Source organism: Micromonospora sp. NPDC047548, from assembly GCF_040642975.1.
Lineage (GTDB): Bacteria > Actinomycetota > Actinomycetes > Mycobacteriales > Micromonosporaceae > Micromonospora.
In genome coordinates this window covers 251206-275304 of record NZ_JBEYTI010000007.1, presented here as the reverse complement: position 1 = coordinate 275304, position 24099 = coordinate 251206, and the positions used below count along the sequence as shown (strand labels likewise).

25 protein-coding genes are annotated in these 24099 nt (G+C 70.4%); 11 read left to right on the top strand and 14 right to left on the bottom strand.

The genetic code is table 11. The features are described 5' to 3' along the window. A partial coding sequence (locus ABZ807_RS10920) for a phosphotransferase (RefSeq protein WP_357155211.1) occupies nucleotides 1–345 on the top strand: 345 nt, incomplete at its 5' end. A gap of 64 nt (nucleotides 346–409) precedes the next feature. On the opposite strand, the gene ABZ807_RS10915 is transcribed toward ABZ807_RS10920, so the two are convergent. After that, complete coding sequence (locus tag ABZ807_RS10915) at nucleotides 410–1018, bottom strand: IS30 family transposase (RefSeq protein ID WP_357155209.1); 609 nt, start codon at nucleotides 1016–1018, stop codon at nucleotides 410–412. Nucleotides 1019–1031: 13 nt separating this feature from the next. After that, complete coding sequence (locus tag ABZ807_RS10910; RefSeq protein WP_357155208.1) at nucleotides 1032–1181, bottom strand: helix-turn-helix domain-containing protein; 150 nt, start codon at nucleotides 1179–1181, stop codon at nucleotides 1032–1034. Between the two features lie 156 nt (nucleotides 1182–1337). Here ABZ807_RS10910 and ABZ807_RS10905 point away from each other — a divergent pair, with 156 nt between their 5' ends. Together ABZ807_RS10905 and ABZ807_RS10900 are read left to right on the top strand one after the other, a co-directional pair. Then, nucleotides 1338–3551 (top strand): ATP-dependent RecD-like DNA helicase, encoded by a 2214-nt coding sequence (locus ABZ807_RS10905; protein WP_357155250.1) that lies wholly within the window; start codon nucleotides 1338–1340, stop codon nucleotides 3549–3551. 33 nt (nucleotides 3552–3584) lie between these two features. After that, nucleotides 3585–3899 carry a hypothetical protein gene (locus ABZ807_RS10900; protein WP_357155206.1) on the top strand — a complete coding sequence of 105 codons (315 nt, stop codon included), beginning with the start codon at nucleotides 3585–3587 and terminating at the stop codon, nucleotides 3897–3899. Between the two features lie 469 nt (nucleotides 3900–4368). Here the strand turns inward: ABZ807_RS10900 and ABZ807_RS10895 are convergent, their stop codons facing one another. The 4 genes from ABZ807_RS10895 to alr form a co-directional block, all read right to left on the bottom strand. Then, on the bottom strand, nucleotides 4369–4599 hold the full coding sequence (locus tag ABZ807_RS10895) for a hypothetical protein (protein WP_357155204.1): 231 nt from the start codon (nucleotides 4597–4599) through the stop codon (nucleotides 4369–4371). Nucleotides 4600–4957: 358 nt separating this feature from the next. Beyond that, nucleotides 4958–6133 (bottom strand): UDP-N-acetylglucosamine--N-acetylmuramyl-(pentapeptide) pyrophosphoryl-undecaprenol N-acetylglucosamine transferase, encoded by a 1176-nt coding sequence (locus ABZ807_RS10890; protein WP_357155202.1) that lies wholly within the window; start codon nucleotides 6131–6133, stop codon nucleotides 4958–4960. Beyond that, nucleotides 6133–7161, bottom strand: a complete 1029-nt coding sequence (locus tag ABZ807_RS10885) for a D-alanine--D-alanine ligase family protein (RefSeq protein ID WP_357155200.1) — start codon at nucleotides 7159–7161, stop codon at nucleotides 6133–6135. Before ABZ807_RS10885 ends, ABZ807_RS10890 begins: the two co-directional genes overlap by 1 nt. Continuing rightward, nucleotides 7158–8291: an alanine racemase gene (gene alr, locus ABZ807_RS10880; RefSeq protein ID WP_357155198.1), complete on the bottom strand. Its 1134-nt coding sequence runs from the start codon at nucleotides 8289–8291 to the stop codon at nucleotides 7158–7160. The genes ABZ807_RS10885 and alr overlap by 4 nt, the downstream gene beginning before the upstream one ends. A gap of 190 nt (nucleotides 8292–8481) precedes the next feature. Between alr and ABZ807_RS10875 the strand changes: the two genes are divergently transcribed. Together ABZ807_RS10875 and ABZ807_RS10870 are read left to right on the top strand one after the other, a co-directional pair. Continuing rightward, a complete protein-coding gene (locus ABZ807_RS10875; RefSeq protein ID WP_357155196.1) occupies nucleotides 8482–9228 on the top strand; it encodes a response regulator transcription factor in 747 nt (248 codons plus the stop codon). Beyond that, nucleotides 9225–10883 (top strand): ATP-binding protein, encoded by a 1659-nt coding sequence (locus tag ABZ807_RS10870; RefSeq protein ID WP_357155194.1) that lies wholly within the window; start codon nucleotides 9225–9227, stop codon nucleotides 10881–10883. Before ABZ807_RS10875 ends, ABZ807_RS10870 begins: the two co-directional genes overlap by 4 nt. Here the strand turns inward: ABZ807_RS10870 and ABZ807_RS10865 are convergent. The 4 genes from ABZ807_RS10865 to ABZ807_RS10850 form a co-directional block, all read right to left on the bottom strand. Next, a complete protein-coding gene (locus ABZ807_RS10865) occupies nucleotides 10861–11154 on the bottom strand; it encodes a hypothetical protein (RefSeq protein WP_357155192.1) in 294 nt (97 codons plus the stop codon). The genes ABZ807_RS10870 and ABZ807_RS10865 overlap by 23 nt on opposite strands. A gap of 314 nt (nucleotides 11155–11468) precedes the next feature. Further along, nucleotides 11469–14786 (bottom strand): S8 family serine peptidase, encoded by a 3318-nt coding sequence (locus tag ABZ807_RS10860; protein WP_357155190.1) that lies wholly within the window; start codon nucleotides 14784–14786, stop codon nucleotides 11469–11471. A gap of 104 nt (nucleotides 14787–14890) precedes the next feature. Further along, nucleotides 14891–16084, bottom strand: coding sequence for a CU044_5270 family protein (locus ABZ807_RS10855; RefSeq protein ID WP_357155189.1), 1194 nt, complete (start codon nucleotides 16082–16084; stop codon nucleotides 14891–14893). After that, nucleotides 16081–16638 (bottom strand): RNA polymerase sigma factor, encoded by a 558-nt coding sequence (locus ABZ807_RS10850; protein WP_357155187.1) that lies wholly within the window; start codon nucleotides 16636–16638, stop codon nucleotides 16081–16083. Before ABZ807_RS10850 ends, ABZ807_RS10855 begins: the two co-directional genes overlap by 4 nt. 370 nt (nucleotides 16639–17008) lie before the next feature. On the opposite strand from ABZ807_RS10850, the gene ABZ807_RS10845 reads away from it, so the two are divergent. After that, nucleotides 17009–17218 carry a hypothetical protein gene (locus tag ABZ807_RS10845; RefSeq protein WP_357155185.1) on the top strand — a complete coding sequence of 70 codons (210 nt, stop codon included), beginning with the start codon at nucleotides 17009–17011 and terminating at the stop codon, nucleotides 17216–17218. 86 nt (nucleotides 17219–17304) lie between these two features. After that, on the top strand, nucleotides 17305–17493 hold the full coding sequence (locus ABZ807_RS10840) for an ABC transporter permease (RefSeq protein WP_357155183.1): 189 nt from the start codon (nucleotides 17305–17307) through the stop codon (nucleotides 17491–17493). A 268-nt stretch (nucleotides 17494–17761) separates the two neighbouring features. Here ABZ807_RS10840 and ABZ807_RS10835 read toward each other — a convergent pair whose 3' ends face one another. From ABZ807_RS10835 to ABZ807_RS10820, 4 genes are read right to left on the bottom strand one after another with little or no spacing between them, the layout of a single operon-like run. Next, nucleotides 17762–18049 carry a hypothetical protein gene (locus ABZ807_RS10835; RefSeq protein ID WP_357155181.1) on the bottom strand — a complete coding sequence of 96 codons (288 nt, stop codon included), beginning with the start codon at nucleotides 18047–18049 and terminating at the stop codon, nucleotides 17762–17764. Further along, the gene (locus tag ABZ807_RS10830; protein ID WP_357155180.1) at nucleotides 18046–18621 is read right to left on the bottom strand and encodes a SigE family RNA polymerase sigma factor; all 576 of its coding nucleotides are present in this window, start codon (nucleotides 18619–18621) and stop codon (nucleotides 18046–18048) included. The genes ABZ807_RS10835 and ABZ807_RS10830 overlap by 4 nt, the downstream gene beginning before the upstream one ends. Then, nucleotides 18618–19766 carry a hypothetical protein gene (locus ABZ807_RS10825; RefSeq protein ID WP_357155179.1) on the bottom strand — a complete coding sequence of 383 codons (1149 nt, stop codon included), beginning with the start codon at nucleotides 19764–19766 and terminating at the stop codon, nucleotides 18618–18620. The genes ABZ807_RS10830 and ABZ807_RS10825 overlap by 4 nt, the downstream gene beginning before the upstream one ends. Nucleotides 19767–19783: 17 nt before the next feature. Then, nucleotides 19784–20176: a hypothetical protein gene (locus ABZ807_RS10820; RefSeq protein WP_357155178.1), complete on the bottom strand. Its 393-nt coding sequence runs from the start codon at nucleotides 20174–20176 to the stop codon at nucleotides 19784–19786. Between the two features lie 149 nt (nucleotides 20177–20325). On the opposite strand from ABZ807_RS10820, the gene ABZ807_RS10815 reads away from it, so the two are divergent. The 4 genes from ABZ807_RS10815 to ABZ807_RS10800 all read left to right on the top strand — a co-directional run bounded on the left by ABZ807_RS10815 (nucleotide 20326) and on the right by ABZ807_RS10800 (nucleotide 23963). After that, nucleotides 20326–20559 carry a DUF3311 domain-containing protein gene (locus tag ABZ807_RS10815; protein WP_357155177.1) on the top strand — a complete coding sequence of 78 codons (234 nt, stop codon included), beginning with the start codon at nucleotides 20326–20328 and terminating at the stop codon, nucleotides 20557–20559. Nucleotides 20560–20651: 92 nt separating this feature from the next. After that, the gene (locus ABZ807_RS10810) at nucleotides 20652–22841 is read left to right on the top strand and encodes a carbon starvation CstA family protein (RefSeq protein ID WP_357155175.1); all 2190 of its coding nucleotides are present in this window, start codon (nucleotides 20652–20654) and stop codon (nucleotides 22839–22841) included. Continuing rightward, complete coding sequence (locus ABZ807_RS10805) at nucleotides 22838–23026, top strand: YbdD/YjiX family protein (RefSeq protein WP_357155173.1); 189 nt, start codon at nucleotides 22838–22840, stop codon at nucleotides 23024–23026. The genes ABZ807_RS10810 and ABZ807_RS10805 overlap by 4 nt, the downstream gene beginning before the upstream one ends. A 223-nt stretch (nucleotides 23027–23249) precedes the next feature. Further along, nucleotides 23250–23963, top strand: a complete 714-nt coding sequence (locus ABZ807_RS10800) for an ABC transporter permease subunit (RefSeq protein WP_357155171.1) — start codon at nucleotides 23250–23252, stop codon at nucleotides 23961–23963. The last annotated feature ends 136 nt before the right edge of the window (nucleotides 23964–24099 follow it).

The window sequence follows — 24099 nt, the reverse complement described above, 5'->3', positions numbered from 1 at the left end:
CGCAACCGCCGGGTCGCCGAGGCCGCGCTTCGGCCGTGGACTCCGGTGTTCATGCACGGCGACCTGCAGATCACCCACGTGTTCGTCGACGACGAGATCACCGGCGTAATCGACTGGTCGGAGGCAGGCCAGGGCGACGCCCTGTACGACCTCGCCAGCTTGACGCTCGGACACGAGGAGCACCTCCGCGACGTCATCGCCGGCTACGGCGCCGACGTCGACCTAGACGTGATCCGCGCGTGGTGGTCATTGCGAAGCCTGCTGGCGATCCGCTGGCTGGTAGAACACGGCTTCGACCCGGCCGCGCCAGGCTGCGAGGTCGACGTGCTGAAATCCCGGATGTGAGGCCGCACGAGCCCGCCTGCCACGAGTGCCATGCGCGATCTGCGCGTGTTGCGGTGCCGTCCGATCATGCCCATGAGCGTGCGCCAGCTCCGGCGTGCCGAACGCCGGCGGCGGTGATCCGGGCGTGGCCGGCCATCTCCGCCCCGCAGTCCCAGGTCAACGACCGGGCCAGTTGTGGCGGGAGTGTCCCGGCGGCGGCGATGATCGCGTCGCCGACGGTCAACGCGTCCCGTCCGGTCAGCGGGACCAGGACCACGAACCGCGACGTGCGCTCAACCAGGGTCGCCACCGCAGTCTTGCCCGCCTTGCCGATGACCAGGTCACCCTCCCAATGTCCGGGGACCTGCCTGCCCTCGACCTCGGCAAGGCGTTCATCGAGGTAGCGGGGCTCGCGGATCCGTGGCGCCGGAGCCGGACGGGCACCACCACGACGGGCCGTACGGCCGGTGCGCAACCGGATCAACTCCCGCGCCAGGGCGGACACCAGTTGGGCGTACACCCACTGATAGATCGCCTCGTGAGACACCCGGTAAGCCTGATCGTCCGGGTAGTCGAACACCAACCGACCCGCGATCGACGCCAGCGACCAGCCCAGCCGCAACCGCTCCCGGACCACTTCCCGCAGGCCCTGCACCCGCTCGACCGCCCACGTCTTCGGCCGACATCGCGCCACCCCCGCCCCGGTGTCAGCCGTCGCGGCCCGGTACCCCGGTCCGGCCGCCGTGCCGGGCGACCTCCCGCGAGACCACCGACGGGTCCCGACCGATCAGGACACCGATCCGCTTGTACTCCAGGCCCTCGGCCAAGCCACGGGATATCTCTTCACAATCAGCCAAGGTCAACATCGCGCGCACGACGGAACATCCTGTCCCACCCAACCGCCAAGATCAAATGCTACGACCGGCTGAACCTGCCCACGGGTGTCGTCGGTGGTGACCGCAGCTGCGCCACCGCCCGGCCTGGCCGGTGCGGCCGCCTGGGCGCACGGCACGATGGTGCGCGTGACCGTCGCCTCCCGCCCGCCGCTGGCGGTGCTCGACGCGGTGCTCGAGCGGCTGACCTACGTCAACGACGAAACCGGCTACACCGTTGCCCGGGTCGCCACCGACCGCAGCAGTGACCTGTTGACCGTGGTCGGCGCGTTGTTGGGCGCGCAGCCCGGGGAGAGCCTGCGACTGTCGGGGCGGTGGTCGTCGCACCCGACGTACGGCAGGCAGTTCGAGGTCGACTCCTACACCACGGTGCTGCCGGCCACGATCCAGGGCATCCAGCGCTATCTCGGGTCGGGCCTGGTCAAGGGCATCGGGCCGGTGTTCGCCGAGCGGATCGTGGCGCACTTCGGCCTGGACACCCTGCGTGTTATCGAGGAGGAACCCTCCCGGCTGGTGGAGGTCCCAGGGCTGGGGCCGAAGCGGACGGCGAAGATCACCGCGGCGTGGGAGGAGCAGAAGGCCATCAAGGAGGTGATGGTCTTCCTGCAAGGCGTCGGGGTATCGACGTCCCTGGCGGTGCGGATCTTCAAGCAGTACGACGACGCCTCGATCGACGTGGTCACCAAGGAGCCGTACCGGCTGGCCGCGGACGTGTGGGGCATCGGGTTCAAGACCGCCGACACCATCGCCCAGGCCGTCGGCATTCCCCACGACAGCCCTCAGCGGGTGATGGCCGGGCTGCAGTACACCCTGTCCGAGGCCACCGACAACGGCCACTGCTACCTACCAGCTCTCGAGCTGATCGCCGACGCCACGAAGATCCTCGACGTTCCCGGAGACCTCGTCACCAGCTGCCTCGACACCCTGGTCGCCGACGAGGGGGTCGTCCGCGAGACGCTGCCCGGCGGCGACGGGGAGCCGGTGCAGGCGGTGTACCTGGTGCCGTTCCACCGTGCCGAGCAGTCCCTCGCCAGCTCCCTGCGGCGCCTGCTCCACGACCGGGCCGACCGGCTGCCCCACTTCACCAACGTCGACTGGGGCAAAGCCCTGACCTGGCTGAAGGCGCGCACCGGCGCCGACCTCGCCTCCGAGCAGGAGCAGGCCGTCCGTCTCGCGCTGACGTCGAAGGTGGCGGTGCTGACCGGTGGGCCGGGCTGCGGCAAGAGCTTCACCGTCCGCTCGATCGTCGAACTCGCCGCCGCGAAGAAGGCGAAGGTCACCCTCGTCGCCCCGACCGGCCGTGCCGCCAAGCGGCTGTCCGAGCTCACCGGCCACCCCGCCGCCACCGTGCACCGGCTGCTGCAGTTACGCCCCGGCGGGGACGCCTCCTACGACCGGGACAACCCCCTCGACGTGGACCTGCTCGTCGTCGACGAGGCCTCCATGCTCGACTTGATCCTGGCCAACAAGCTCGTCAAAGCCGTCCCACCCGGCGCCCATTTGCTCCTGGTCGGCGATGTCGACCAACTTCCGTCGGTCGGCGCGGGCGAGGTGCTGCGCGACCTGCTCGCCGCCCCCGCTGTTCCGCGGGTGCGGCTGACGCAGATCTTCCGCCAGGCCGCCCAGTCCGGCGTCGTCACCAATGCCCACCGCATCAACGCCGGCCGCCCACCCCTCCTGCAGGGCCTGCCGGACTTCTTCCTGTTCGCCTGCGACGACACCGACGCCACCGCCACCCTGACCGTCGACGTCACCTGCACCCGCATACCAGCGCGCTTCGGCCTGGATCCGCGCCGGGACGTGCAGGTCCTCACCCCCATGCACCGCGGTCCCGCCGGCGCCGGCGCCCTCAACACCCTGCTGCAGCAGCACCTCACCCCACACCGCGAGGGCCAGCCGGAGCGACGCATGGGCGGGCGAGTGTTCCGCATCGGCGACAAAATCACCCAGATCCGCAACAACTACGACAAGGGCCAAGCCGGCGTCTTCAACGGCACCATCGGCATCGTCACCGCCCTATCCCCCGAGGAGCAGACCCTGACGGTACGCACCGACGAGGACGAGAGCATCGACTACGACTTCGACGAACTCGACGAACTGGCCCACGCCTACGCCATGACCATCCACCGCTCCCAAGGCTCCGAATACCCCGCCGTCGTCATCCCCCTGACCACCAGCGCGTGGATGATGCTGCAACGCAACCTGCTCTACACCGCCATCACCCGCGCCAAACAACTCGTCGTCCTCGTCGGCTCCCGCCGCGCCCTCGCCGCCGCCGTACGCACCGTCGGCGCCGGCCGCCGCCACACCGCCCTCAACCACCGCCTCACCTGATACCAGCAATTCGAACGCTTGTACGATAATCTGGTGCAAGCCGTGGCGGGGCGCTGGTGGAACGCCATCTGGGGACGCCTGGCCCGCCGCGACGTATGGCTCACCCGCGAGACCCGGTGGAAGGTCGTCGCCCGCGCCGGAGACACCGAGACCGGTCGGGGCCTGCGGTGGGAGTCCGACACCGAAGCCGAGGCCCGCGCCATGGTCGAACGCCTCCTCGCGACCGACGCCGACGGCGCGGGCAACGGGAGCCATGTGCCGACGAAGGCTCCACCAAGGGATCAACCGCTTCGGCGGTTACCCCACTGGCGCGGGCTCTGGACCGAGCCCCGGCCACCGAGGCGCTGACCCTTTCCAAACGGTTGAGGCGAGACAACCTTGCCCTTCGCGCGTCGGGCAGCCCGATTTGCGTAAACGGCAGAGTCGTCGGTCTCGGTCTCGGTCTCGGCCATGGTTGGCGTGTCCGCATCCTCGGCGTGGGCGCCTTGAACGGGCTCGGGCTCCGGCATCGGTATCTCCCTGGATTCGTCGGGCGCCCTGCGGACCATCGCCAGCCGGCGGACGCGGACTGCTCGACGCCGGTGTGGGCACCTTGACGGTATCGCAACGCCGAGCCCGTCCGATCGACGGTCCGTAGGCCCCGCGCGGGTGGCAACCGCCATCAGATCTGTGGTGTCAACGCCGCCAGGCGGGGCGCCCGAGGTGCGCCGCCGGACGACGCCATCCTGGGAACCTTCGTCGAATCGGCACTTGATGACAGTCGGCTCCCAGCTAGCGGGACGACGGTGCGGGTGCGTTGGTCGGGAAGGGTGCACGGTCAGGCCATCGCGCTGCTCACCGTGCAGCCCACCGGCGGCGGGGTCATCGCGTACGCCATGCACGGTGACGACCGAACCGGCTGGTGGATCGACCTGCGGCTGCTGTTGCCGGCCGAGGGCGCCGACCAGCGGCCGATCGGCTGGCGGATCCAGGCTGACAACGGCACCCGCACGCCGACGGACCAGGTGCGGGTGGTTGCCCCGCCGGACGCGGCCCGCGTTGCGGTCACGGTCGACGGTGCACATCCGATCACTGTCACCCTCGACGGATCGGGCGCCGGCACCACCCGGGTACCACCGGACCAGCCGGCCACCCTCACCGCATACTCGACGGACGGAAGTGTCCTTGGAAGCACGCCGTTGCCGCCAGTCGAGGCTGACAGGTCCGGCCTGCCGGGCGGCAGCCCGGCGACCCGGGTGACCCCTAACAACTCGAGGCGACGCCGCTGGCCATGTCCGCAGCCAACTGAAGACCCCGAAGGGTCGTGGCGGGGTCAACCCGAAGTTCCGCAACCTGGCGCACGTCGACCAGGGCTTCCCCGTCGTCGCCTAGCGGAATGGCCGAAATTCGCCGATCGGACAGCAGAATCATGACCGGCACCGGCCGGCGGCGTCGATGATCGCGCTGGCCACGGCTGCGGCCGCGTGGGGGCGGCCGTGTTGACGGGCGGCGTCGGCCAGCTCCCGGCGTCGCTCCGGGTGGTCGAGCAGCACCATGATCTCCTCATAGAGGCGGTTGGCGGAGGCGTCGGGGCCGGCGAGCATGCGGGACGCACCTGCGTCGGCGAGGTGCCGTGCGGTCCGCCGCTGTTCGTCGCCTCCGGTGGGGATGAGCGGGATGAAGACGCATGCCTTGCCCAGGGCGGTGAGTTCGGCGACGGTGCCGGCGCCACTGCGCGCGACGACGATGTCCGCAGCGCTCAGGACGTCGGGCAGCTCGCCGTGGACGTAATCGACCACCCGGTACCTGCTGCGCAGGTGTTCCGGAATGGCGTCGGCGACGTTCCGCATGCGGTCGAGTGAGAAGTCGCCGCACTGGTGGAGCACCTGACATTTCGGCAGGAGTCCGGGGAGGATGTCGGCGATCAGGTTGTTGATCTGGACGGCACCCTGGGCGCCGCCGGTGACGTACACCAGCGGCAGGCGGGGATCCAGGTGGTATGCGGCGAGCGCCCGGTTGCGGTTGCCACTGAGGATCTCGGGCCGGATCGGGTTGCCGGTGACCACCGCGTGGGCTTTCGCTCGGGCGGGCAGATGGTCGATGGAGGATTCGTGGCTCAGCAGGACTCGATCGGCCAGGCGGGCGAGGATCCGGTTCGCCAGCCCGAGCGTGAGGATCTGCTCGTGCATGACCAGCGGGCGGCGGGTCATCCAGGCGGCGATCCCGATCGGGACGGAGACGTACCCGCCGGTGGAGAAGACCACCTCGGGCCGGGTGCGCACCACGATCATGATGGCCTGGAAGATGCCGAGCGGCACGCGGAAGGCGTCGGCGACGTTGCGGCCCCACTCGTGCAGGTTCGGCGAGCGGCGCAGTTTGCCGGTGGTGATCGCCGTGAAGGGTATGCCCTCCTGCCTGGCGACTCTGGCCTCCAGTCCGTGGGCGACGCCCACCCAGAGGACGTCTGGTTCGGTGCCGGCTGCCGCCAGCCGGGCGCGGAGCGTGCGGATCGTGGTCAGCGCCGGGTAGGTGTGTCCGCCCGTTCCCCCGCCGGTGACGATCACGCGGATGCTGCGGAGATGTTCCGCGGTGTAGACGGCCATCAGCAGGGCCTCGAGCGGGGGGAGGCGGCGTCGCGTCGGTGCAGTGCGCCCCGGATGAGGATGTCGAGCAGCGCCGAGAAGTCGATTCCGGCCCGCTGCCAGATCTGCGGGTACTGGGATGCGGCGGTGAATCCGGGAAAGGTGTTGACCTCGTTGATCACCGGCTCCCGGCAGTCTCCGGTCCACGCTGTGCCGTGGTCGGCGTCCGGTTCAGGGAGGAAGAAATCGACGCGGAGCAGCCCACGACAGCCGAGCGCGTGGAATGCCTGCACAGCCCGGTCCTGCAGCAGTCGGGCGGTACCGGGGTCGAGTTGGGCCGGAACGTGGAAGTCGGCACCGCCGTCGTACTTGGCTGCGTAGTCGAAGAAGGCGGCGTCCGCCACCCATATCTCCAGCGGCGGCCCGGCCTCGACACGACCGTCGGGGTGCTGAAGGACGCCGACGTCGATCTCGCGCCCGCGCACCGCGCGCTCGACGAGAACCTTCGCGTCGCTCTCGCGCGCGAGCCGCAGGGCGGCGGGCAGCTGCGCCCATCGTTGGACCTTGGAGACCCCCAGGCTGGAGCCGGCCCGGGCCGGTTTGACGAAGACGGGCAGCCCCAGTCGCTCCTGATCCCGCGACGACAGCTCCTCGTCGGGGCGCAGCGTCACCCCGTCGGCCACGCGCAGGCCGTCGGCGGCGAGGATTTTCTTCGTGACCGGCTTGTCCATCCCCGCGGCGCTGGCGAAAACACCGTTTCCGACAAACGCGACGCCGAGCCACTCCAGCATCGACTGGACGGTGCCGTCCTCACCGTACGGGCCGTGCAGCGCCGGAAACACCACGTCCTGACCGCCCAGTGTCCGCAGCGCCTGCGCGAACGTGGCCCGGTCGCCATCTACCCGCCACTGGCCGTCCCGCTCGATCAGCACCTCGGTCACGTCGTACGTGTCGCGGTCGAGATGGGCCAGGATGCTTTCCGCCGAGTGCCGGGAGACGTCGTGTTCCCCGCTGCGCCCACCGAACAGCACCGCCAGACGAACAGTCATGATGTCGCCGCTCCCCCGCGTAGGTGTACGCGCGCCACTCGCGCTCCAATTCCGGTCAAGACTTCATGCGGGTTGGTGCCGGCCCACTGCGCCCACTCCGCGGCCGTCGGCTCGGCCGAGTCAGGCGAGCCCGGCTCGGCGCCGGGACCGAAGACGACCACGGGATCGCCGAGCGCCACCGGTAGCTCGCCGACATCGGCGACGCACTGATCCATGGCGATGCGGCCGACGATCGGACATCGTCGACCAGCGAGCCAGACCCACGCGCGGCCCTCGGCGGTGCGCGACAGACCATCGGCGTACCCGAGTGGCAGCAGGGCGAGCGTGGTCGGCCGATTGGTCACGTGGTCGGGCCCATACGAGACGCCGGTCCCGGCGGGCACGCGCTTCAGGTTGATCACCCTTGACCGCAGGGTCATGGCGGGTCGCAGGCCGAAACGGCGGGGACCGGTCCCGCCAAAGGGGTCGACGCCATACATGGCCAGGCCGATCCGACAGAGATCGAACCGGGTCTCCGGGGCGGCCAGTGTCGCCGCCGAATTGGCCAGATGCACCACTTCGGGGTCGAGCCCGGCATCCCGGGCGATCCGCAGCGCCTCCCGGAACGTTGACAGCTGCCGGCCGATGCTCGGGCATCCAGGCACGTCGGCGTTCGTCAAGTGGGACCACACCCCGTGTACCCGGACGCTGCCCTCCGCCTCGTGCTTGCGAGCCCAGGCGACCAGTACGGGCCATTCGTCGCCGCTGGCACCGTTGCGTGACAGACCGACGTCCGCCTTGAGCTGGACCGCGGCGGGCACACCGAGATCCGTGGCCGCGTTGGCGATCGCGTGCAGATGGGTCAGGGTCGACACCGCGATGTCGACGTCCGCGGCGATCAGGCGGGTGAAGTCCTCGCCCGGCCGGTGCAGCCAGCTCAGGACGGGCGCGTCGATGCCCGCCGATCGCAGTGCCATCGCCTCCGTCGCCGAGGTCACGCCCAGCCAGCCGGCGCCGGCCCCCAACGCAGCCCGCGCCACCGGCACCGCGCCGTGCCCGAAGCCATCGGCCTTCACCACGGCCATCAACCCGGTACGTGCGATCGCCGCGATCGTCCGGATGTTCTCCGCGATCGCCGCAAGATCGATCACGGCCTCGGCCAGCTGGGCACTCTCTGACACGACGGGCACGGTAGGCAGCCGGTTGTGAAGAAGCCTTGAAGAAGCCGTGGGCCAACTGTGCGAATATCCCGCTCGCCGCCCTCCGGAGCTCGCCCACATCAGTCCTTCACGGGTTTCGGGTTTACTTGACCCCCGCCACCACCAGCCAGAATGAGGAAACATGAGCGCGCGGATCCTGGTCGCCGAGGACGACCCCAAGCAGGCCAACCTGGTGCGGGTCTATCTCGAACGCGAGGGGCACAGCGTGCGGCTGGTCGGCGACGGGCGGGCCGCGCTGGACCAGTGCCGGTCCCACCGGCCGGACCTGGTGGTCCTCGACGTGATGATGCCGGTCGTCGACGGCCTCGACGTGTGCCGGATCCTGCGCGCCGAATCGGAGATTCCGATCCTGCTGCTGACCGCCCGCACCACCGAGGACGACGTCCTGCTGGGCCTCGACCTCGGTGCCGACGACTACCTCACCAAGCCGTACAGCCCGCGGGAGCTGGCCGCCCGGGTACGGGCGCTGCTGCGCCGGGCGCGGGTGGTGAGCGCCGACAACCGGGCGGTGCTGCGCGTCGGCGACCTTGAGGTGGACGCCGGCCGGTTCGAGGTACGCGTCGGCGGCCGGCCGGTCGCCCTGACGGCCAAGGAGTTCGGCATCCTCGAGGTGCTCGCCGGCGAGCCCGGGCGGGCGTTCACCCGGGCGCAGATCATCGACCGGGCCTTCGGATTCGATCATTTCGTGCTCGAACGCACCGTCGACGCGCACGTGATGAACCTCCGCCGCAAGATCGAGGACGACGTTGCCGAGCCGCGGTACGTGCAGACCGTCTACGGCCGCGGCTACCGGCTCGCCGAACCGGAGCCGGAGCCGACGGCGACGCCGACGCCGACGCCCGAGGGCACGCCCGGAGCCCGCCGGTGAGTTTTCGGCTACGGGTGCTCTGGCTGGTCATCCTCGTCGCGGTGAGCGCGACCGGGGCGACCGCGTGGCTGACCCTGCGGCAGGCCTCGCAACAGATCAACGACTCGGCCACCACCGACGGGGCGCAGCTCGACAAGGTCGTCGCCCTACTCAGGACGTACGGCAGCCGGCACGGCACCTGGGAGGGCGTGCCCGACCTGGTGCAGGACCTGCACGCCCAGACCGGTCAGCGGATCCACCTGGTCGCCGACACGGGCCAGGTGATCGTGGACACGGACACCCAGGAGAACCGCACCGCCCGGCCGCTCGGCACGATGGTCGGGTTCGTCGACCCGCGGCCGGTATTGAATCTGGCCGCATTGCCAGCGGAGCCGGCAGGCCGGGAGAAAGCCATGGTCGGCGCGATCGCCGCCTACCGCACCGGCGTGCGGTTCGCGGCCTGCCTGACGCGGAAATCCGTCCCTGTTGTCGCTTCACCCACCAGCACGGGAGTTCCGCAGTTCGACGCCGACCTGAGCAAGGCCGACGTGCGCGATCGCCAGGGCGTCGACGAGATCGTCGACGGCTGCCGCGACGCCGCGGCCGAGTCGGGCCGGGCCCTGGCGGCGGGCGCTGCCCGGGTGCAGGTCTGTGGCACCTCGACGGCGGGACCATTGGATTCCTGCCTGGCCCAGGCCTTCACCAACGAGATCAGTGACGTCGCGCCGGTACCCACCCAGGTCTACCTCGGCGCTCGCGGCGATCCGGCGTCCGTGTTGAGCGCCGGTCCACTGCTCGCCGCGGCAGCGGGCGTTGCGGCGGTCGCGGTCATCGGCACCGTGCTGCTGAGCCGGCGGGTGTTGCGCCCCATCGACACGCTCACCGCGGCCGCTCAGCGGCTCGGCCGGGGCGACCTCACCGGACGGGTGCCGGTGCGGGGCAACGACGAGCTGGCGGAGTTGGCCCGGTCGTTCAACCGGATGGCCGACTCCCTGCAGCGCGGGGAGGAGCGGCAACGCCGGCTGGTCGCCGACGTCGCACATGAACTGCGCACCCCGCTGGCCAACCTGCGCGGCTATCTCGAGGCGCTCTCCGACGGGGTGATCACGCCGGACCAGGATCTCTTCGCGTCACTCCACGAAGAGGCGGTGCTGCAACAGCGCATCGTCGACGACCTGCAGGACCTGGCCCTGGCTGAGGCCGGCAACCTGGCGTACCACCGGGTCACGGTGGATCTGGCCGAACTCCTGGAAACCAGCCGCACCGCCCACCACGCCCGGGCGGAGTCGGCCGGGGTGTCGTTGCGCGTGGCGGCCGAGCCGGTTGCGGTACACGCCGATCCCGACCGGCTCCGCCAGGTGGTGGGCAATCTCGTCACCAACGCACTACGGGCGACCGCTGCGGGCGGCAGCGTCCGGCTGGTCGCGAGCCGGACCGACACGCAGGCGATCGTCCGGGTCGTCGACACCGGCTCGGGAATCGCAGCGGACGCGCTGCCGCATGTGTTCGACCGGTTCTGGCGGGCCGACGCCGCACGGGGCCGCCGTACCGGGGGCAGTGGCCTCGGCCTCGCCATCGCCCGGCAGATCGTCACCGATCACCAGGGCACCATCACGGTCGCGAGTGAGGTCGGCGCCTGGACGGCATTCACCATCACGCTTCCCCGCGCCGACTAGCGCCCGCCGGACGGCTCAGGCGGGTGTCAGGTCCCAGCTCGGCGAGCACCGGGTAGTCGGTCGGAGGCATGGTCCGCGTCCCCCTGCGGCCCACCCAAACCTCCCGGGTCAGCGCGACGACCGGCGTGATGCCAAGCAGGTAGTCCAGCCGCACACCGGTGAACTCGGCGCCGCCGTACCGGGCAGGCACGGTGCGGCCGTCCGGCTCCGGGGCGCCGCCGGCGCGCGCGGCGTACAGATCGACGAGGCCGACCGCGAGCAGGCAGGACACCGGTTCCGCTGGGCACCGGTGCCGTTCATGATCCTCGGGCCGGGTGGCCGGTGTTCGACACCGGCCACCCGGCTGTTCACGTCACCCGGTTTCGCAAAGGGCTCGGGCGGCCGCCGGCAGAACGCCGTAACGGAGTGCCACTTGACGCGGGCGGCCCGGTGGCGGCTTGATGGGGCCAGCTATAGCCGTCACGGGTGGAGCGAGGCGTGCCGCCGAAGTCGGCGTTCGCTGGCTTCCGGTTCCCGCCCGAGCTGATCGTTGCCGCGGTGCGCTGGTATCTGCGGTTCAACCTTTGGCCGCCCCCGCTCGGTGCTCTATGACGGAGCGCCGTACCGGTAAGCGCGCAAGATGGTCTGGGTCACTGCGTTACCACTGGTGTCGCTGGCCGTGGCGCGCAGCGACACGTACCCGCTGCCTGCCAGGTGGTGCACCAGGGCTGCCCCGTCCTCGAGCTTCGCCTTGGTCCAGGTGGCGCCGTCGTCGTAGGAGACCTCGACGGTCAGCGCGTTGACCTGGCCCACCTGCGCGCCGGGCTGCGCGGCGACGATCACTGGCACCTTGAACGCCCGCCCTGCCGGCGCGGCCTGCCGCGCGTCCAGCTCGGGTGCGTATCGGACGGTCCACAGCGGTAGCGCGGCCCAGTCGTCGGCGTGCGCGGATCGGAAGGTCCAGGTAGCGTCGATTTGGGTGGACAGGGGGTACGGCGTGCCGCGCTCGCTGTGTGTTTCCAGCCGGTACGCCGCGTCGCCGGCCGGTACGGCGAAGTCGCCTTCCCCGCCCCAGTCCGCCTCGCCGACCTTGATTTCGTTCCGGTAAAGGCGGGTGCTGCCGGAGTTCCCGCCGAACCCGAGGTTGCCGGCGGCGTCACTGTAGAGCGGCAGGTCCACGGAGATCGTGTCGCCGTCCCGGACCACGCCGACCCACTTGTTCAACTCGCCGTGCACGGGTTTGGCGAGGACCGGCCCGAACACCGCCTGGTTCCAGGTCTGCTGGTGGCGGCCCGGCTCGTAGTGGGTGTAGGGCTGCACCAGGCCGCCGACCTGACCGTCCGCGTCGGTGTATTCGGCCATCGCCGAACGCCACTCCACGCTGCCCTCGGTGGTGAAGTAGTGGGTGACGCCAGCCGGCAGGTCGTAGCGCAGTCCGACGGCGCTGGAGACCCGTTCCTGCCCAGGCCGGCGGCTGACGGCGTACCAGTAGCCGTAGGTGCCGTCGCCAGCGGACAGGTGCCGGGTGTTGACGGCCGCCAACTCGGCAGAGCTGACCGTCCGCCGCACCCCGGAGAGCATCCGGCCCTTGACGTAGTGGGTCGTCGAGTAGGTGTAGGGGCTGTTCGCCGTGCTGCCGTCCGGGCCGGTCGCGGCCCAGGTGCCGTTGAGCTCGGAGATGAAGCCGTCGACCGGTGCGGTATCGCCGACCTGCGCCGTGTAGAGGTGGGAGAAATCGCCGCCTATGATGCCCACCCCGCCTTGCAGCAGGCCGTGCGCTGTCTCCTGGGTGTAGCCGACCGCCGCGTGCACCTGGGTGGCGGAGGGCTTCGGCACGGTGACGGAGCTGGCCTTGGCGAGCCGTGCGTCCAGAATGATCGTCTGCGGGCCGGTCACCTCCAGCACCGGTTGCGTCAGCAGCGTCAGTTCGGGTTCGGCCTCGTCGATGAACTGGAAGAAGTAGCTGTCCATCACGTAGCGGCCAGCCCGGAGCCGGACGGTCGCCGTACCATCGGAGCCCCGCCCGGCGGCCTCATGCCGGCCGCGGCCGTCCAGGCTGGTGAACGCGGTGTCGTACCCGCCGAACGGTGTGCCGTCCCGGCCGACGTGCTGCAGCGTCAGGTCGTAGCTCTCGACCTCCTTGTCCACCGCGAGCGGGGTCCGTACGCCCTGCCCATCGCCGGTCGCGACGAGCGCCCCGGTGAGCGTCCCGTCCGGACCGGCCACGCGGGTGTCGACGGTAACGGTGACCTTGGCGTCGCCGCCGGCCGGCACGGTCAGGGTGGCCGGGCTGACGGTGAACGTGCCGGCGGCGGCCGATCCGGTGTCGATGGTCAGCGCCAGGGTCACCGGCGACGTGCCGGAGCTGTGGTAGGTGACGTCCCGGGTCAGCACCTCGTCGTCCTGGTGCGGCCAGAGTTGGGTGCCGAAGCCGACGCTCGCCGGGGTGGCGGCCACCCTCTGGATGATCGCCTTCGCCACGTCGACCCGGCCGGCGCCCTGACCGAACACCCCCTCGGCCGGTTTCGCCGAAGCCATCAGCGTCGCCTTGAGCTGCCCGGCGGTCCAGTCCGGATGCTGTTGGGCGAGGATTGCCGCCGCGCCGGCCACGTGCGGGGTGGCCATCGAGGTTCCGGAGAGCGTCACGTACGCGTCCCCGGGCGCGCCGCCGACGTTCGTGGCGTCTTTGCCGCGGGCGGCCGTGATCGCCACGCCGGGTGCGGTGATGTCGGGCTTGATGCCGCTGTCGCCCAGTTGCGGGCCACGGCTGGAGAAGTCGGCCAGCCTGTCGGACTTGTCGACGGCACCCACTGCCAGGGCGGCGTCGGCGCTCGCCGGCGAGTTGATCGTGCCGCTGGACGGGCCGTCGTTGCCGGCGGCGACAACGAACAGCGTGCCGTACTGCTCGGTCAGCGTGTTCACCGCCTGCTCCAGCGGGTCGATCCCCGGGCTGTCCCAACCGCCGAGGCTCATGTTGACCACCTTGGCGTGCTGCTCGGCGGCGGCCCATTCCATGCCGGCCAGGATCCACGACTCCGCGCAGCCATAGGCGACGCACACCTTGCCGTCCATCAGCTTGGTGCCCGGAGCCACACCCCGATACCTGCCGTCGGAGGCGGAGCCGCTGCCGGCGACGGTCGACGCGACGTGTGTGCCGTGCCCCACGAGGTCGCGATCGTCCTCCTCGCCCTCGGTGAAGTTGGCCCGGGCGGTCACCGTTCCGGCCAGGTCGGGGTGGGTGTCGTCGACGCCGCTGTCCAGCACCGCGACGGTCACCCCCGAGCCGGTGTAACCGGCCTGCCACGCGGTCGGCGCGCCGATCTGCGGCACGGACACGTCCAGCGCCGGTTGACGTACCCCGTCCAGCCAGACCTTCTGCACCGATGCCGGCAGGGTGCGCGGCGTGCGCGACCCGCCGGTCAGGCCCCGCCAGAACGCACTGCCCTGGCGCCGGTCCTGACGCAGCGCCACCGCCTTGAGGCGCGGCAGTCGCCGGTCGACCCGGGCACCGGCGGACGGCACGGTGGCCTTCGCCTGGCCCGTCGTGACAATCAGCGGCAGGTCGTCCCGGCGGTCGTCGTAGCCGTACTCCAGCAGGGCGGTCACATCGAACAGGCGCGGGTCGAGCCGGCCAGCTCCAAGCAGTGTGACCGCGTCGCCCGGGATGACGGTCAGGTGACCGTCGACCCGCCGGGTCTGGAAGGCCATGCCGGTGCGTCCCGCACCGGGCTCGACCGCGAACGAGTTACCGTCCAGCACGGTCACCCGGTCGCCGGTCACCAGGGTCACCGTACGGAGTGCCCTGCCGCCGGCCGGCTTGTCGTTCGCTGTGGGGGTGGCGCTCGCTCCGTCGGGAGCCGCCAGCAGTCCCGCGACGGCCGCCGCCGCTGCCAGGCCGCCAACCGTACGCCTCAGTCGTCTCATCGAAATTCCTCGTAGTCGATGGGGCGCGCCGGATTTCGGGCGCGCAGAGATGGGCGTGCGGTGCGGACGCAGAGCAGTCCGCACCACACGCCGAGGAACTGTCGTTACTTCTGCGCGGTCGGCGGATTGTCGTTCGTGAAACCCGCGCTCACCACGAGGTCGTAGCTCAGCAACGTTCCGCTGGCCTTGGGAGCCCGACCCGAACCCAGGTCCCAGGACTCGCTGGCGAGCGCCTGGCCGGTATGCGGATCGATGATCAGCCGAGCCTGGCTCCAGTGCCCGCCGTCACCCTTCCGCGCGAACCCGACCGCCATACCGGCCCGCCCGCGCTGGTCGGTGACCTCACCGAGCGAGGTCACCCCCGGCACGTCGGCGAGCATCCGGTACGCGGCCGCCCGCACCTGCGGAGACACCGGCAGGTCGAAGATCAGGGTGCGGGCGCTCCAGAAGAGGGAGTAGTTGGTGGCCTCCTGAACCTCGCTGGCCTTCAGCCGCTTGAGCAGCCACGCCTTCAACGCGGCCGGCTCGGTGGGCACGGTGGCCAGATCGGCCAGCGAGATGGCTCCGCCAGCGAGGTCGTACGCGGCCTTGCTGCCCTTCACACCCTTCGGCGTCGGCCTGGCGGAGTCCCACCGGGCGGTCTCCGGCCCGGGCGTGCCGCTGATGATGATCGGCTCCGCGTTGGGGATGTCTCTGGGGGCGGGCAGGATCCACTGCGTCGGCGAGCCGTCGGCCTGCCACGCGGCCCGGTCCTCGGCGGTGAACGGCACGACACCGAGATCCCGGAAGAAGGCCACGCTCCGGCCGCCGGACGTCATCGCGTCCCACAACCGCAGGCCGTGCCGTTCCATGATCTGGTAGCGCCGGTTTGCGGGGCCGACCTCGCGCAGTTCGCCGTGTTCCTGGCCGAGAACCCAGTAGCGGCCACCGGTAGCGGGATCCGCCGCGCTCCGCTCGGCGGCGACCAGCAGCAGGTCACGCGCGGTGCGCGGGGCCGAGGCGGTGGTAACGGTGGTCGGATCGGCCGCCGGGCTGCCGGCGCCCAGCGCGCCCGCCGGTCCGGTCCCACCGGCGCCGACCGTCAGGAAGACGGCGCCGGCCGCCACCACGGCCACGGTGGGCACCACGCCCGCGAGGACCAGCCGGCGGGTCGGCCGGCGTACCGCCCGTGCCAGCGCGGTGGTCGGCTGCGGATGCGCCATGAACGCGTACGGGTCACGGCGGTTGTTCAGATCGGGGTCGAGTCGGGCGGGGCGGGCGTCGGCCAGCGCCTTCATGACGTCTCTGCGGGGACTCACTTGCTGTACTCCTCAACAGGAAAGGCGATCGGGGAACGACGGGCGACCTGGTCCGCCCCGGCCAGAGCCTCCTGCAGTCGCTTTCTGGCCCGGTGCAGCCGTACGAAGTAGGTGGCCGTTGAGCAGCCGACGACCCGGGCGGCCTCCCTGGCCGACAGGCCGTGCCAGGCCACCAGGGTCAGCAGTTCGCGGTCGTCCTCGCTGAGCCGGGCGAGGGCGGTGAGCACGGTGCCGCGCTCGGTCACCTCGTCCGCCACGTCCGCCGCCGCCTCGTCGGCCCAGGCGCGCAGCTCAGCCACCAGGCTGGCCTGCCGGACCTCGTCCCGGTAGCGCTCTCGCAACACGTTGCCGGCCACGCCTAGCAACCACGGCAGGGGCGGTGCCGGAACCGTGGCCAGCTTGCGCCACGCCACGAGGAAGGTGTCGCTGACCACGTCGTCGGCGAGTTGACGTCCGGCCCGGCCCACCGCGTACGCGTATACCTGCGCATGGTGCGCGTCGTAGAGCGCGATGAACCGCCTGCTCGCGTCGGCTTCAGCTTCGGCTTCTGTCACTGACTCCTGCTCCTTGAGTATGCGGGAAGGTACGCCGTCACTTGGAAATGCGCGCAGGGGCCGGTTTCTTACCGCTGCAGGGTCCACAATCTGTGTCCGCCTGGTCGGTGGGCGAGCCGACGCGCAAAGCGTCGAATCTCATGTTCACGCAGCGTGTCCGGCAAGGCGTAGAGGGGCCGTCAGGTGCTGCTGCTCGATGTCGATCTCGTTGCGGCCAGATCCCTCGGCTCCCCGCGAGTCGGTGCTCGACGGCATCGAGGGTGCGGGGTGGTCTCGTGGAGAAACAGCCTTGTTTTCTTGGCGGTCTCAGCCGCCCACGCTTGACCTGCGCTCTTTCAGCCGGACACGCCAGAGCATCCGCCTCGCCGAGGTGGTCCGCGGCTCGATCGTCCTCGGCACCGCCGCAGGCGATCTGGACATCGGCATCGCCGAGGGCACCGCCGCCTGGCTGGAGGTGAACACCGGATTCGGGCACGTGCACAACCTGTTGGAGAACGCCACCCGGCCCGACGAGGCCGACCAGACCGTCGAGGTGCGCGGCCGCACCTCCTACGGCGACGTCATCATCCACCGCTCCTGATCCACCTCCGGCCCTGGAGAAAGGGACACCATGACCCGCTTGTTCTGCTGCCCTTCCTCGGCAGCGGGTTCGTCCCCACCGACTCCATGCCGGACGGTCTGCGCTGGTTCGCCGAGTGCCAGCCGTTCACGCCGATCATCGAAACCCTGCGCGGCCTGCTGATGGACAAGCCGATCGGGAACAACGCGTGGATCGCGCTCGCCTGGTGCGCCGTCATCGCGCTCGGCGGATACCTCTGGTCGAAACGACTGTTCAACCGCGAGTCCTCCCACTGAAAGGAGTTCGTGAGGTCGCACGAATCGACGACCATCCCGGGTCCTGGCGTGACGGAGCTGCCCTTGGCGCGTCCCGCGGACTGCCCATTCGACCCGCCCTTGGAGCTGGGCCGGATCCGTGAGCAGCACACGCTGGTCCGGATGACCTACCCCGACGGGCATGTGGGTGGCTGGTCATCTCCGAGGGCACCGCCGCCTGGCTGGACGCGCGCACCTCGACCGGCCGGGTGTACAACTACCTGGAGGCCCCCGGTCGACTACGAACACTTCATCGCTCAAGCCCGACGGGCCAATTGCGCTCCTCTACCGAGGTTGGGCCGTTGAATATCACCGGTGGGTCGACCTGGGTCTGGTTGAGTGCCCACAGCCCGATGGCGTCGGCAATGGCGAAGACGACGGCGATCAGGATGGCCAGGATGAGCCGCCGTCGCCGCTCCCGGCGACGCCACTCGCGCCGTACCCGCTGGTAGGCGTGCGGCGTCGCGTGCACCCCGTCGGCCATGGCGTCGAGGGCTTCCCGCAGCTGTTGCTCGGTGCTGGCCGGGCCGCGAGTCATCGTCGTGCCTCCATCAGCTGGGCCAGCTTCGCGATGCCCCGCGCGGTGTGTGACTTGACCGCACCCACGGAGATTCCCATCGCGGCGGCGATGTCGCTTTCGCGCAGGCCGAGCCAGTGACGTAACACCAGTGCCTCCCGCTGTCGGTCCGGCAGGCGTCGCAGGGCCTCGATGAGGACGCGGTGGTCGTCCTGGAGCAGGGCGACGCTCTCCGCCGAGGCCACCGAGTCGTCGATGGGCTCGGTGTGCCGGCGGATCACCTGGAGGTGACGCAGCCGCATCCGCGTGAGGTTGCACACCACCGAGCGCAGGTACGCCAGCGCCGCCTCGGCGCTGCGCAGTCGCTGCCACCGGCGGTACAACTGGCAGTACGCCTCGGCGACGACGTTCTCCGCGTCGTCGGCACCGAGCAGTACAGCCAGCCGGAGCAACGCGGTGTAGTGCAGGTCGAAGAGCCGGATGAGCGCGGCCTCCCGGTCCAGGTCGTTGAGGTCGGTGCCGGCGGAGGCCGGGTCGCTCCGCGGCCTGGGCGTGACGCGGACCGGGGCGGGCTGCTGGCCTAGGTAGGTCATGTCAAGTTCGTCCCTTGTGCCGGTAGCGACCCCGCCGGGGCAGGGAGGACGGTGTGGTCGACGCTGCGTGGGCTGCGCAGCCAGTCCAGCAGCGGAGTGAGCGCGACCGCGACGACGAGGTTGAGCGCCAGGGCGGCGAGCGCGGCGTAGACCTGCACATGCCGCCCGGCCAGGTTGATCGAGATGATGGAGGAGAAGCCGCCCCAGACGACCATCAGCGTGCCGCCCACCATGCCGACCACCCAGCCGGCCAGCAACGCCCGGTGGTGCAGCCAGCGCGTGTAGAGGCCGATGGCGACGGCCGGGAAGGTCTGCAGGATCCACACCCCGCCGAGCAGTTGCAGGTTGATGGCCACCTGGTTGCGCAGGCCGAACACGAAGACGACCGCGCCCAGCTTCGCGGTGACCGAGACCGCCTGGGCGATGCGCATCTGGTGCTTGGGCGTGGCGGTGGGGTGGAAGTACTGGATGTAGATGTTGCGGACGAACGAGGTGGCGGCGGCGATCGACATGACCGACGCGGGGACCAGCGCACCGACCGCGAGCGCCCCCAGTACCAGCCCGGTCAGTGCCGGCGGCATGAGTTCGCGGACCAGCAACGGCACCGCCATCTCGGCACTGCCCGTCGGTGCCTGCACGCCGGCGGCGAGCGCGGCGATACCCAGCAGCCCGAACAGACCCAGCACCGCGGTCCACGCGGGCAGGCCGATCACGGTACGCCGTAGCGTGTCCGAGCTGGACGCGGCGAACGCCGAGGTGAGCACGTGGGGGTACATCAACAGGGCCATCGCGGAGCCCAGTGCGAGGGTGGCGAAGACCGGAAACATCTGCGGCTCGAGGGCTAGCGGGACGTCGTTCGGTATGGAGGCGTCGTCGCCTCGGGAGCGGGCGGCGGTGAACAGCGCGCCGGGTCCGTCCAGGCGCGCCAGCACGAGCAAGACGACCGCGATCACCGACCCGAAGATGACCGCGCCTTTCACCAGCGCGATGACCGTCGGTGCGCGGAGGCCGTGCCGGTACGTCGCCACGGCCAGGATCGCGAAGACCGCGACCAGCGCGAGGTCACCGGCTGGGCCGGGCGGGTAGAGTCCGCCGGCGGTCAGCACGGCCCGGATGCCCAGCAGCTGCAGCGCGATGTAGGGCATCGTGGCGAGGATTCCGGTCACGGCGACGGCGAGCGCCAACGGTGCGGAGCCGTAGCGTCCTGGACAAAGTCGCCGACCGTCAGATATCCGTGCCGACGGGCCACCGTCCACAGCCGGGGCAGTAGCAGGAACGCGAGCGGGTACACGATGATCGTGTACGGCAGCGCGAAAAAGCCCAGCGCGCCCACGCCGTACACCAGACCCGGCATCGCGGCGAAGGTGTACGCCGTGTAGATGGTGCCGCCGAGCAGGAACCAGGTCAGGACCGGCCCGAACCGGCGGTCGGCCAGCGCCCAGCCCGCCAGCGTGGGCAGGTCGTCGCGGGAGTGCAGCCAGCGGGCGGCGACAGCGAGCAGCGACGTGGCACCGAGGATGGCCACGAAGGCCGCGACGGTGGTTCCATCGGTCATCGGTCACCACCCACTCTGTGGCTTGTCACGTCTATGTTGCGCACGCCGCCCGATTCGATGACAGGAAATCTCGACGAAATTCGCGGTAAACCAATTCGGGTTGGCGACAACTCTTCCGACGAGACAATCACTCCGGCGGGAGGACGAAAGTGAGCCGACGGCGCGGGATACGGGTGACGGTCGCCGGAGCCTGCCTGTCCGCGCCGGTCGTCGCCCTGCTGTGGGTGCCCTGGTATGCCCTGGAACGCCCTCGCCTGGCGGGTGTGCCGTTTTTCTACTGGTACCAGTTCCTGTGGGTGCCGCTCAGCGTTCTCTGCATGATCGCCGCATACCTGCTCCTCTACGGCCGGGCCCGTACCGGCGTTGACTCGCGACGGCGATAGCCGCCCGACACATCCGTCAACAATTCCCGCCAGATGGGACGACCCACCTGGCTCGATGCAACCTGCCCAATTCCCGATACAGGAGGACCGCCATGACCATCCCCCGGGCGCTCGGCGCCAGAACCAACCTCAGATCGGTGCTCGTCTGGACCGTGGTCGCGGTCGTGGGCGCCGCCGCCTGGGGCGTGCTCGCCCTGTCCCGGGGTGAGCAGGTGTCGGCGGTGTGGCTGCTGGTGGCCGCGCTCGGCTCGTACGCCATCGCGTACCGCTTCTACGCGCGGTTCATCTGCCAGCGGGTACTTCGGGTCGACAACCGTCGGGCCACCCCGGCTGAACGCCTGGAGGACGGCACCGACTACCAGCCGACGGATCGGCGGGTGCTGCTCGGTCACCACTTCGCCGCCATCGCCGGAGCCGGGCCCCTGGTCGGACCGGTGCTCGCGGCGCAGATGGGCTATCTCCCCGGCACGATGTGGATCATCATCGGGGTGATCTTCGCGGGCGCCGTGCAGGACATGGTGGTGCTGTTCATCTCGATGCGCCGCGACGGCCGTAGCCTGGGCCAACTGGCCCGTGACGAGATCGGCCTGATCGGTGGTGCGGCCGCGCTGATCGCGGTCTTCGCCATCATGATCATCCTGCTCGCGGTCCTCGCACTGGTCGTCGTCAACGCGCTGGCCAAGTCCCCCTGGGGCACCTTCTCCATCGCGATGACCATCCCGATCGCCCTGTTCATGGGCATCTACCTGCGGATGCTGCGACCGGGTCGGGTGATCGAGACCTCACTGCTCGGCGGCGCGCTCCTGCTGGGTGCCATCGCCGCCGGCGGCTGGGTTGAGGGATCCAGCCTCGCCTCGGCGTTCACGCTGTCCCCGAAGGCCCTCGTGCTCTGCCTGGTCGGCTACGGCTTCCTCGCCTCGGTACTGCCGGTCTGGCTGCTGCTGGCCCCACGGGACTACCTGTCCACATTCATGAAGATCGGCACGATCGGACTGCTCGCGGCCAGCGTGCTCATCGCAGCCCCGGTGCTGCGGACCGACGCCGTCACGGAGTTCGCCAGCACCGGCGCCGGCCCGGTGTTCTCCGGCACGCTCTTCCCGTTCGTGTTCATCACGATCGCCTGCGGTGCGCTGTCGGGCTTCCACGCGCTGATCGCCTCCGGCACCACGCCGAAGCTGATCCAGAAGGAGTCGCAGGTCCGGCTCATCGGCTACGGGGCGATGCTGATGGAGTCGTTCGTCGCCATCATGGCGCTGATCGCCGCCTGCATTCTCGATCCGGGCCTGTACTACGCGATGAACGCGCCGGCCGGCGTACTCGGCACCACCGCGCAGAGCGCGGCCACGGCAGTCGGCCAACTCGGCTTCACCATCGCCCCGGAGGACCTGACCAGCGCCGCCGCCGCGGTCCGGGAGAGCACGTTGATCGCCCGTACCGGCGGAGCACCGACCCTCGCCGTGGGCATGTCGGAAATCTTCTCCAGCGTGTTCGGCGGCAACGCGCTCAAGGCGTTCTGGTACCACTTCGCGATCATGTTCGAGGCGTTGTTCATCCTCACCACGGTTGACGCCGGTACCCGGGTCGGCCGGTTCATGCTGCAGGACACCCTCGGCAACGTCTGGAAGCCGCTCACCCGGGTCAGCTGGAAACCCGGACTGTGGGGGACCAGCGCCGTGGTCGTCCTGGCCTGGGGCTACTTCCTCTACGCCGGTGTCACCGACCCGCTGGGCGGGATCAACCAGCTGTTCCCCCTGTTCGGTATCGCCAACCAGCTGCTCGCGGCGATCGCCCTGACCGTCGCCACCACGGTGCTGATCAAGAGCGGCCGGCTCAGGTGGGCCTGGGTCACCGCCGTACCACTGGCCTGGGACGTCGCCGTGACGCTGACCGCGAGCTGGCAGAAGATCTTCTCCACCAACCCCCGGATCGGCTTCTTCGCCCAACGGGAGCGCTACGCCGAGGCGTTGGAGCAGGGCAAGATACTCGCCCCCGCGAAGAACGCCGCGGACATGCAGGCGGTGGTGGTGAACTCCACGGTCGACGGGGTCCTCGCGGCGCTGTTCGCGGTCCTGGTGATCCTGGTCATCGGCAACGCCGCCCTGGTGTGCCTGCGGGCGCTGCGGTCCCGTACCCCACTGCCGACGACCGAGGCGCCGTTCGTGGAGTCGCGGATCGTCGCACCGGCCGGGCTGATCCCCACCGCCGAGGAACGCCGGGAGATGGCCCTGGCGGGTGCTGGTGCGCAGCCGCCCGCCAAGGTCCCGACGGCGTCGGGCTCATGAGCCCGCTACGGGCGCTCGAGGCGCTGCACTGGTACCTGCGCGAACTCACCGGCGAGTCCGCGTACGACCGGTACGCCGAGGGGCACCGGGCCCGCTGCGGGGATACCCCGCCGCTGTCCCGCCGCGAGTTCGAGCGGGAGCGGACCCGACAGCGCGACGACCGGCCCGGCATCCGATGCTGCTGAGCCCGACCCCGCCGGCTGGCCGGCCCGATCGCACCTCGCGTGCGACCGGGCCGGACCGCCGCCGATTCCTGCGCGGGGCGGCCGCGTTGGCCACCGCCGCTGTCCTGGCCGGCTGCGCCCACGAGGAGGACGGCGCGTTCGGTGCCGACGCCCTGGCTGGTGGGCCGACGGAGGTCTTCACAGCGCCGACCGGTCGCCTCTCCGGGCGCCTACGCATCCTGCTGTGGAGCCACTGTGGTTCAACGCGCCGGCCACGGCCGACCACGTCGGCTATCTCGTGCGGCACACCGCCTTTCCGAGATTCGCGTGGAACACGATCTGGACCGGCACCCTCGTCGTGCTGGTCACGCTGCTGCTCGCCGTACCGACCGGGTACGCCCTGGCGCGGCTGAACCGGCCGTGGACGGCCCGCCTCGGCGTGGCGGTGTTCATGATCTACCTGGTCCCGCCGAGCGTGCTGTTCCTTCCGCTGTCCGAGATCGTCGCCCGAATCGGGCTCCAGGACTCGGCGTGGTCACTGGTCCTGGTCTACCCGACCATCACGATCCCGGTCTCGGTGTGGCTGCTGATGGGGTACTTCAAGGCGGTGCCGATCCAGATCGAGGAGCAGGCACTCGTCGACGGGTGCACCCGTCCCGCCGCGTTCCGTCGAGTTGTGCTGCCGCTGGTGGTACCCGGCCTGGTCGCCGTCGTGGTACTCGCGTTCGTCCTCTGCGTGAGCGAATACCTGTACGCCCTCGCGTTCGTCTCGCCCACCGCCCAACAGGTGGTCTCGACCGGGGTGCCCACCGAGCTGATCCGGGGTGACCTGTTCCACTGGCAGTCCCTGCAGGCCGCCGTGGTGCTGGTCGCGCTCCCGGTCGCGGTGGTCTACAACCAGCTCCTGACCCGGTTCGTCGCCGGTTTCACCGGTGGCACGATCGGTACCGGCCGCTGACCCTGCGGGCTGTCAGATCCGTACGAAGCCCTCACCCAGCAACGCCCGCGGCCTACGCCGAACGCGGCGGGAACGAGAAGCGGGGCCGGCCCGATGGGACCGACCCCGCTCGGGGGTTACCCCCCTTTGAATCCCT

What these genes read in the sequence shown, in the direction of transcription:
- ABZ807_RS10905 (WP_357155250.1), top strand. Translation starts at nt 1,338, where the DNA reads ATGGTGCGCGTGACCGTCGCCTCCCGCCCGCCGCTGGCGGTGCTCGAC.
- ABZ807_RS10890 (WP_357155202.1), bottom strand. Translation starts at nt 6,133, where the DNA reads ATGGCCGTCTACACCGCGGAACATCTCCGCAGCATCCGCGTGATCGTC.
- ABZ807_RS10885 (WP_357155200.1), bottom strand. Translation starts at nt 7,161, where the DNA reads ATGACTGTTCGTCTGGCGGTGCTGTTCGGTGGGCGCAGCGGGGAACAC.
- ABZ807_RS10875 (WP_357155196.1), top strand. Translation starts at nt 8,482, where the DNA reads ATGAGCGCGCGGATCCTGGTCGCCGAGGACGACCCCAAGCAGGCCAAC.
- ABZ807_RS10860 (WP_357155190.1), bottom strand. Translation starts at nt 14,786, where the DNA reads ATGAGACGACTGAGGCGTACGGTTGGCGGCCTGGCAGCGGCGGCGGCC.
- ABZ807_RS10840 (WP_357155183.1), top strand. Translation starts at nt 17,305, where the DNA reads ATGCCGGACGGTCTGCGCTGGTTCGCCGAGTGCCAGCCGTTCACGCCG.
- ABZ807_RS10835 (WP_357155181.1), bottom strand. Translation starts at nt 18,049, where the DNA reads ATGACTCGCGGCCCGGCCAGCACCGAGCAACAGCTGCGGGAAGCCCTC.
- ABZ807_RS10830 (WP_357155180.1), bottom strand. Translation starts at nt 18,621, where the DNA reads ATGACCTACCTAGGCCAGCAGCCCGCCCCGGTCCGCGTCACGCCCAGG.
- ABZ807_RS10825 (WP_357155179.1), bottom strand. Translation starts at nt 19,766, where the DNA reads ATGCCCTACATCGCGCTGCAGCTGCTGGGCATCCGGGCCGTGCTGACC.
- ABZ807_RS10820 (WP_357155178.1), bottom strand. Translation starts at nt 20,176, where the DNA reads ATGACCGATGGAACCACCGTCGCGGCCTTCGTGGCCATCCTCGGTGCC.
- ABZ807_RS10810 (WP_357155175.1), top strand. Translation starts at nt 20,652, where the DNA reads ATGACCATCCCCCGGGCGCTCGGCGCCAGAACCAACCTCAGATCGGTG.
- ABZ807_RS10805 (WP_357155173.1), top strand. Translation starts at nt 22,838, where the DNA reads ATGAGCCCGCTACGGGCGCTCGAGGCGCTGCACTGGTACCTGCGCGAA.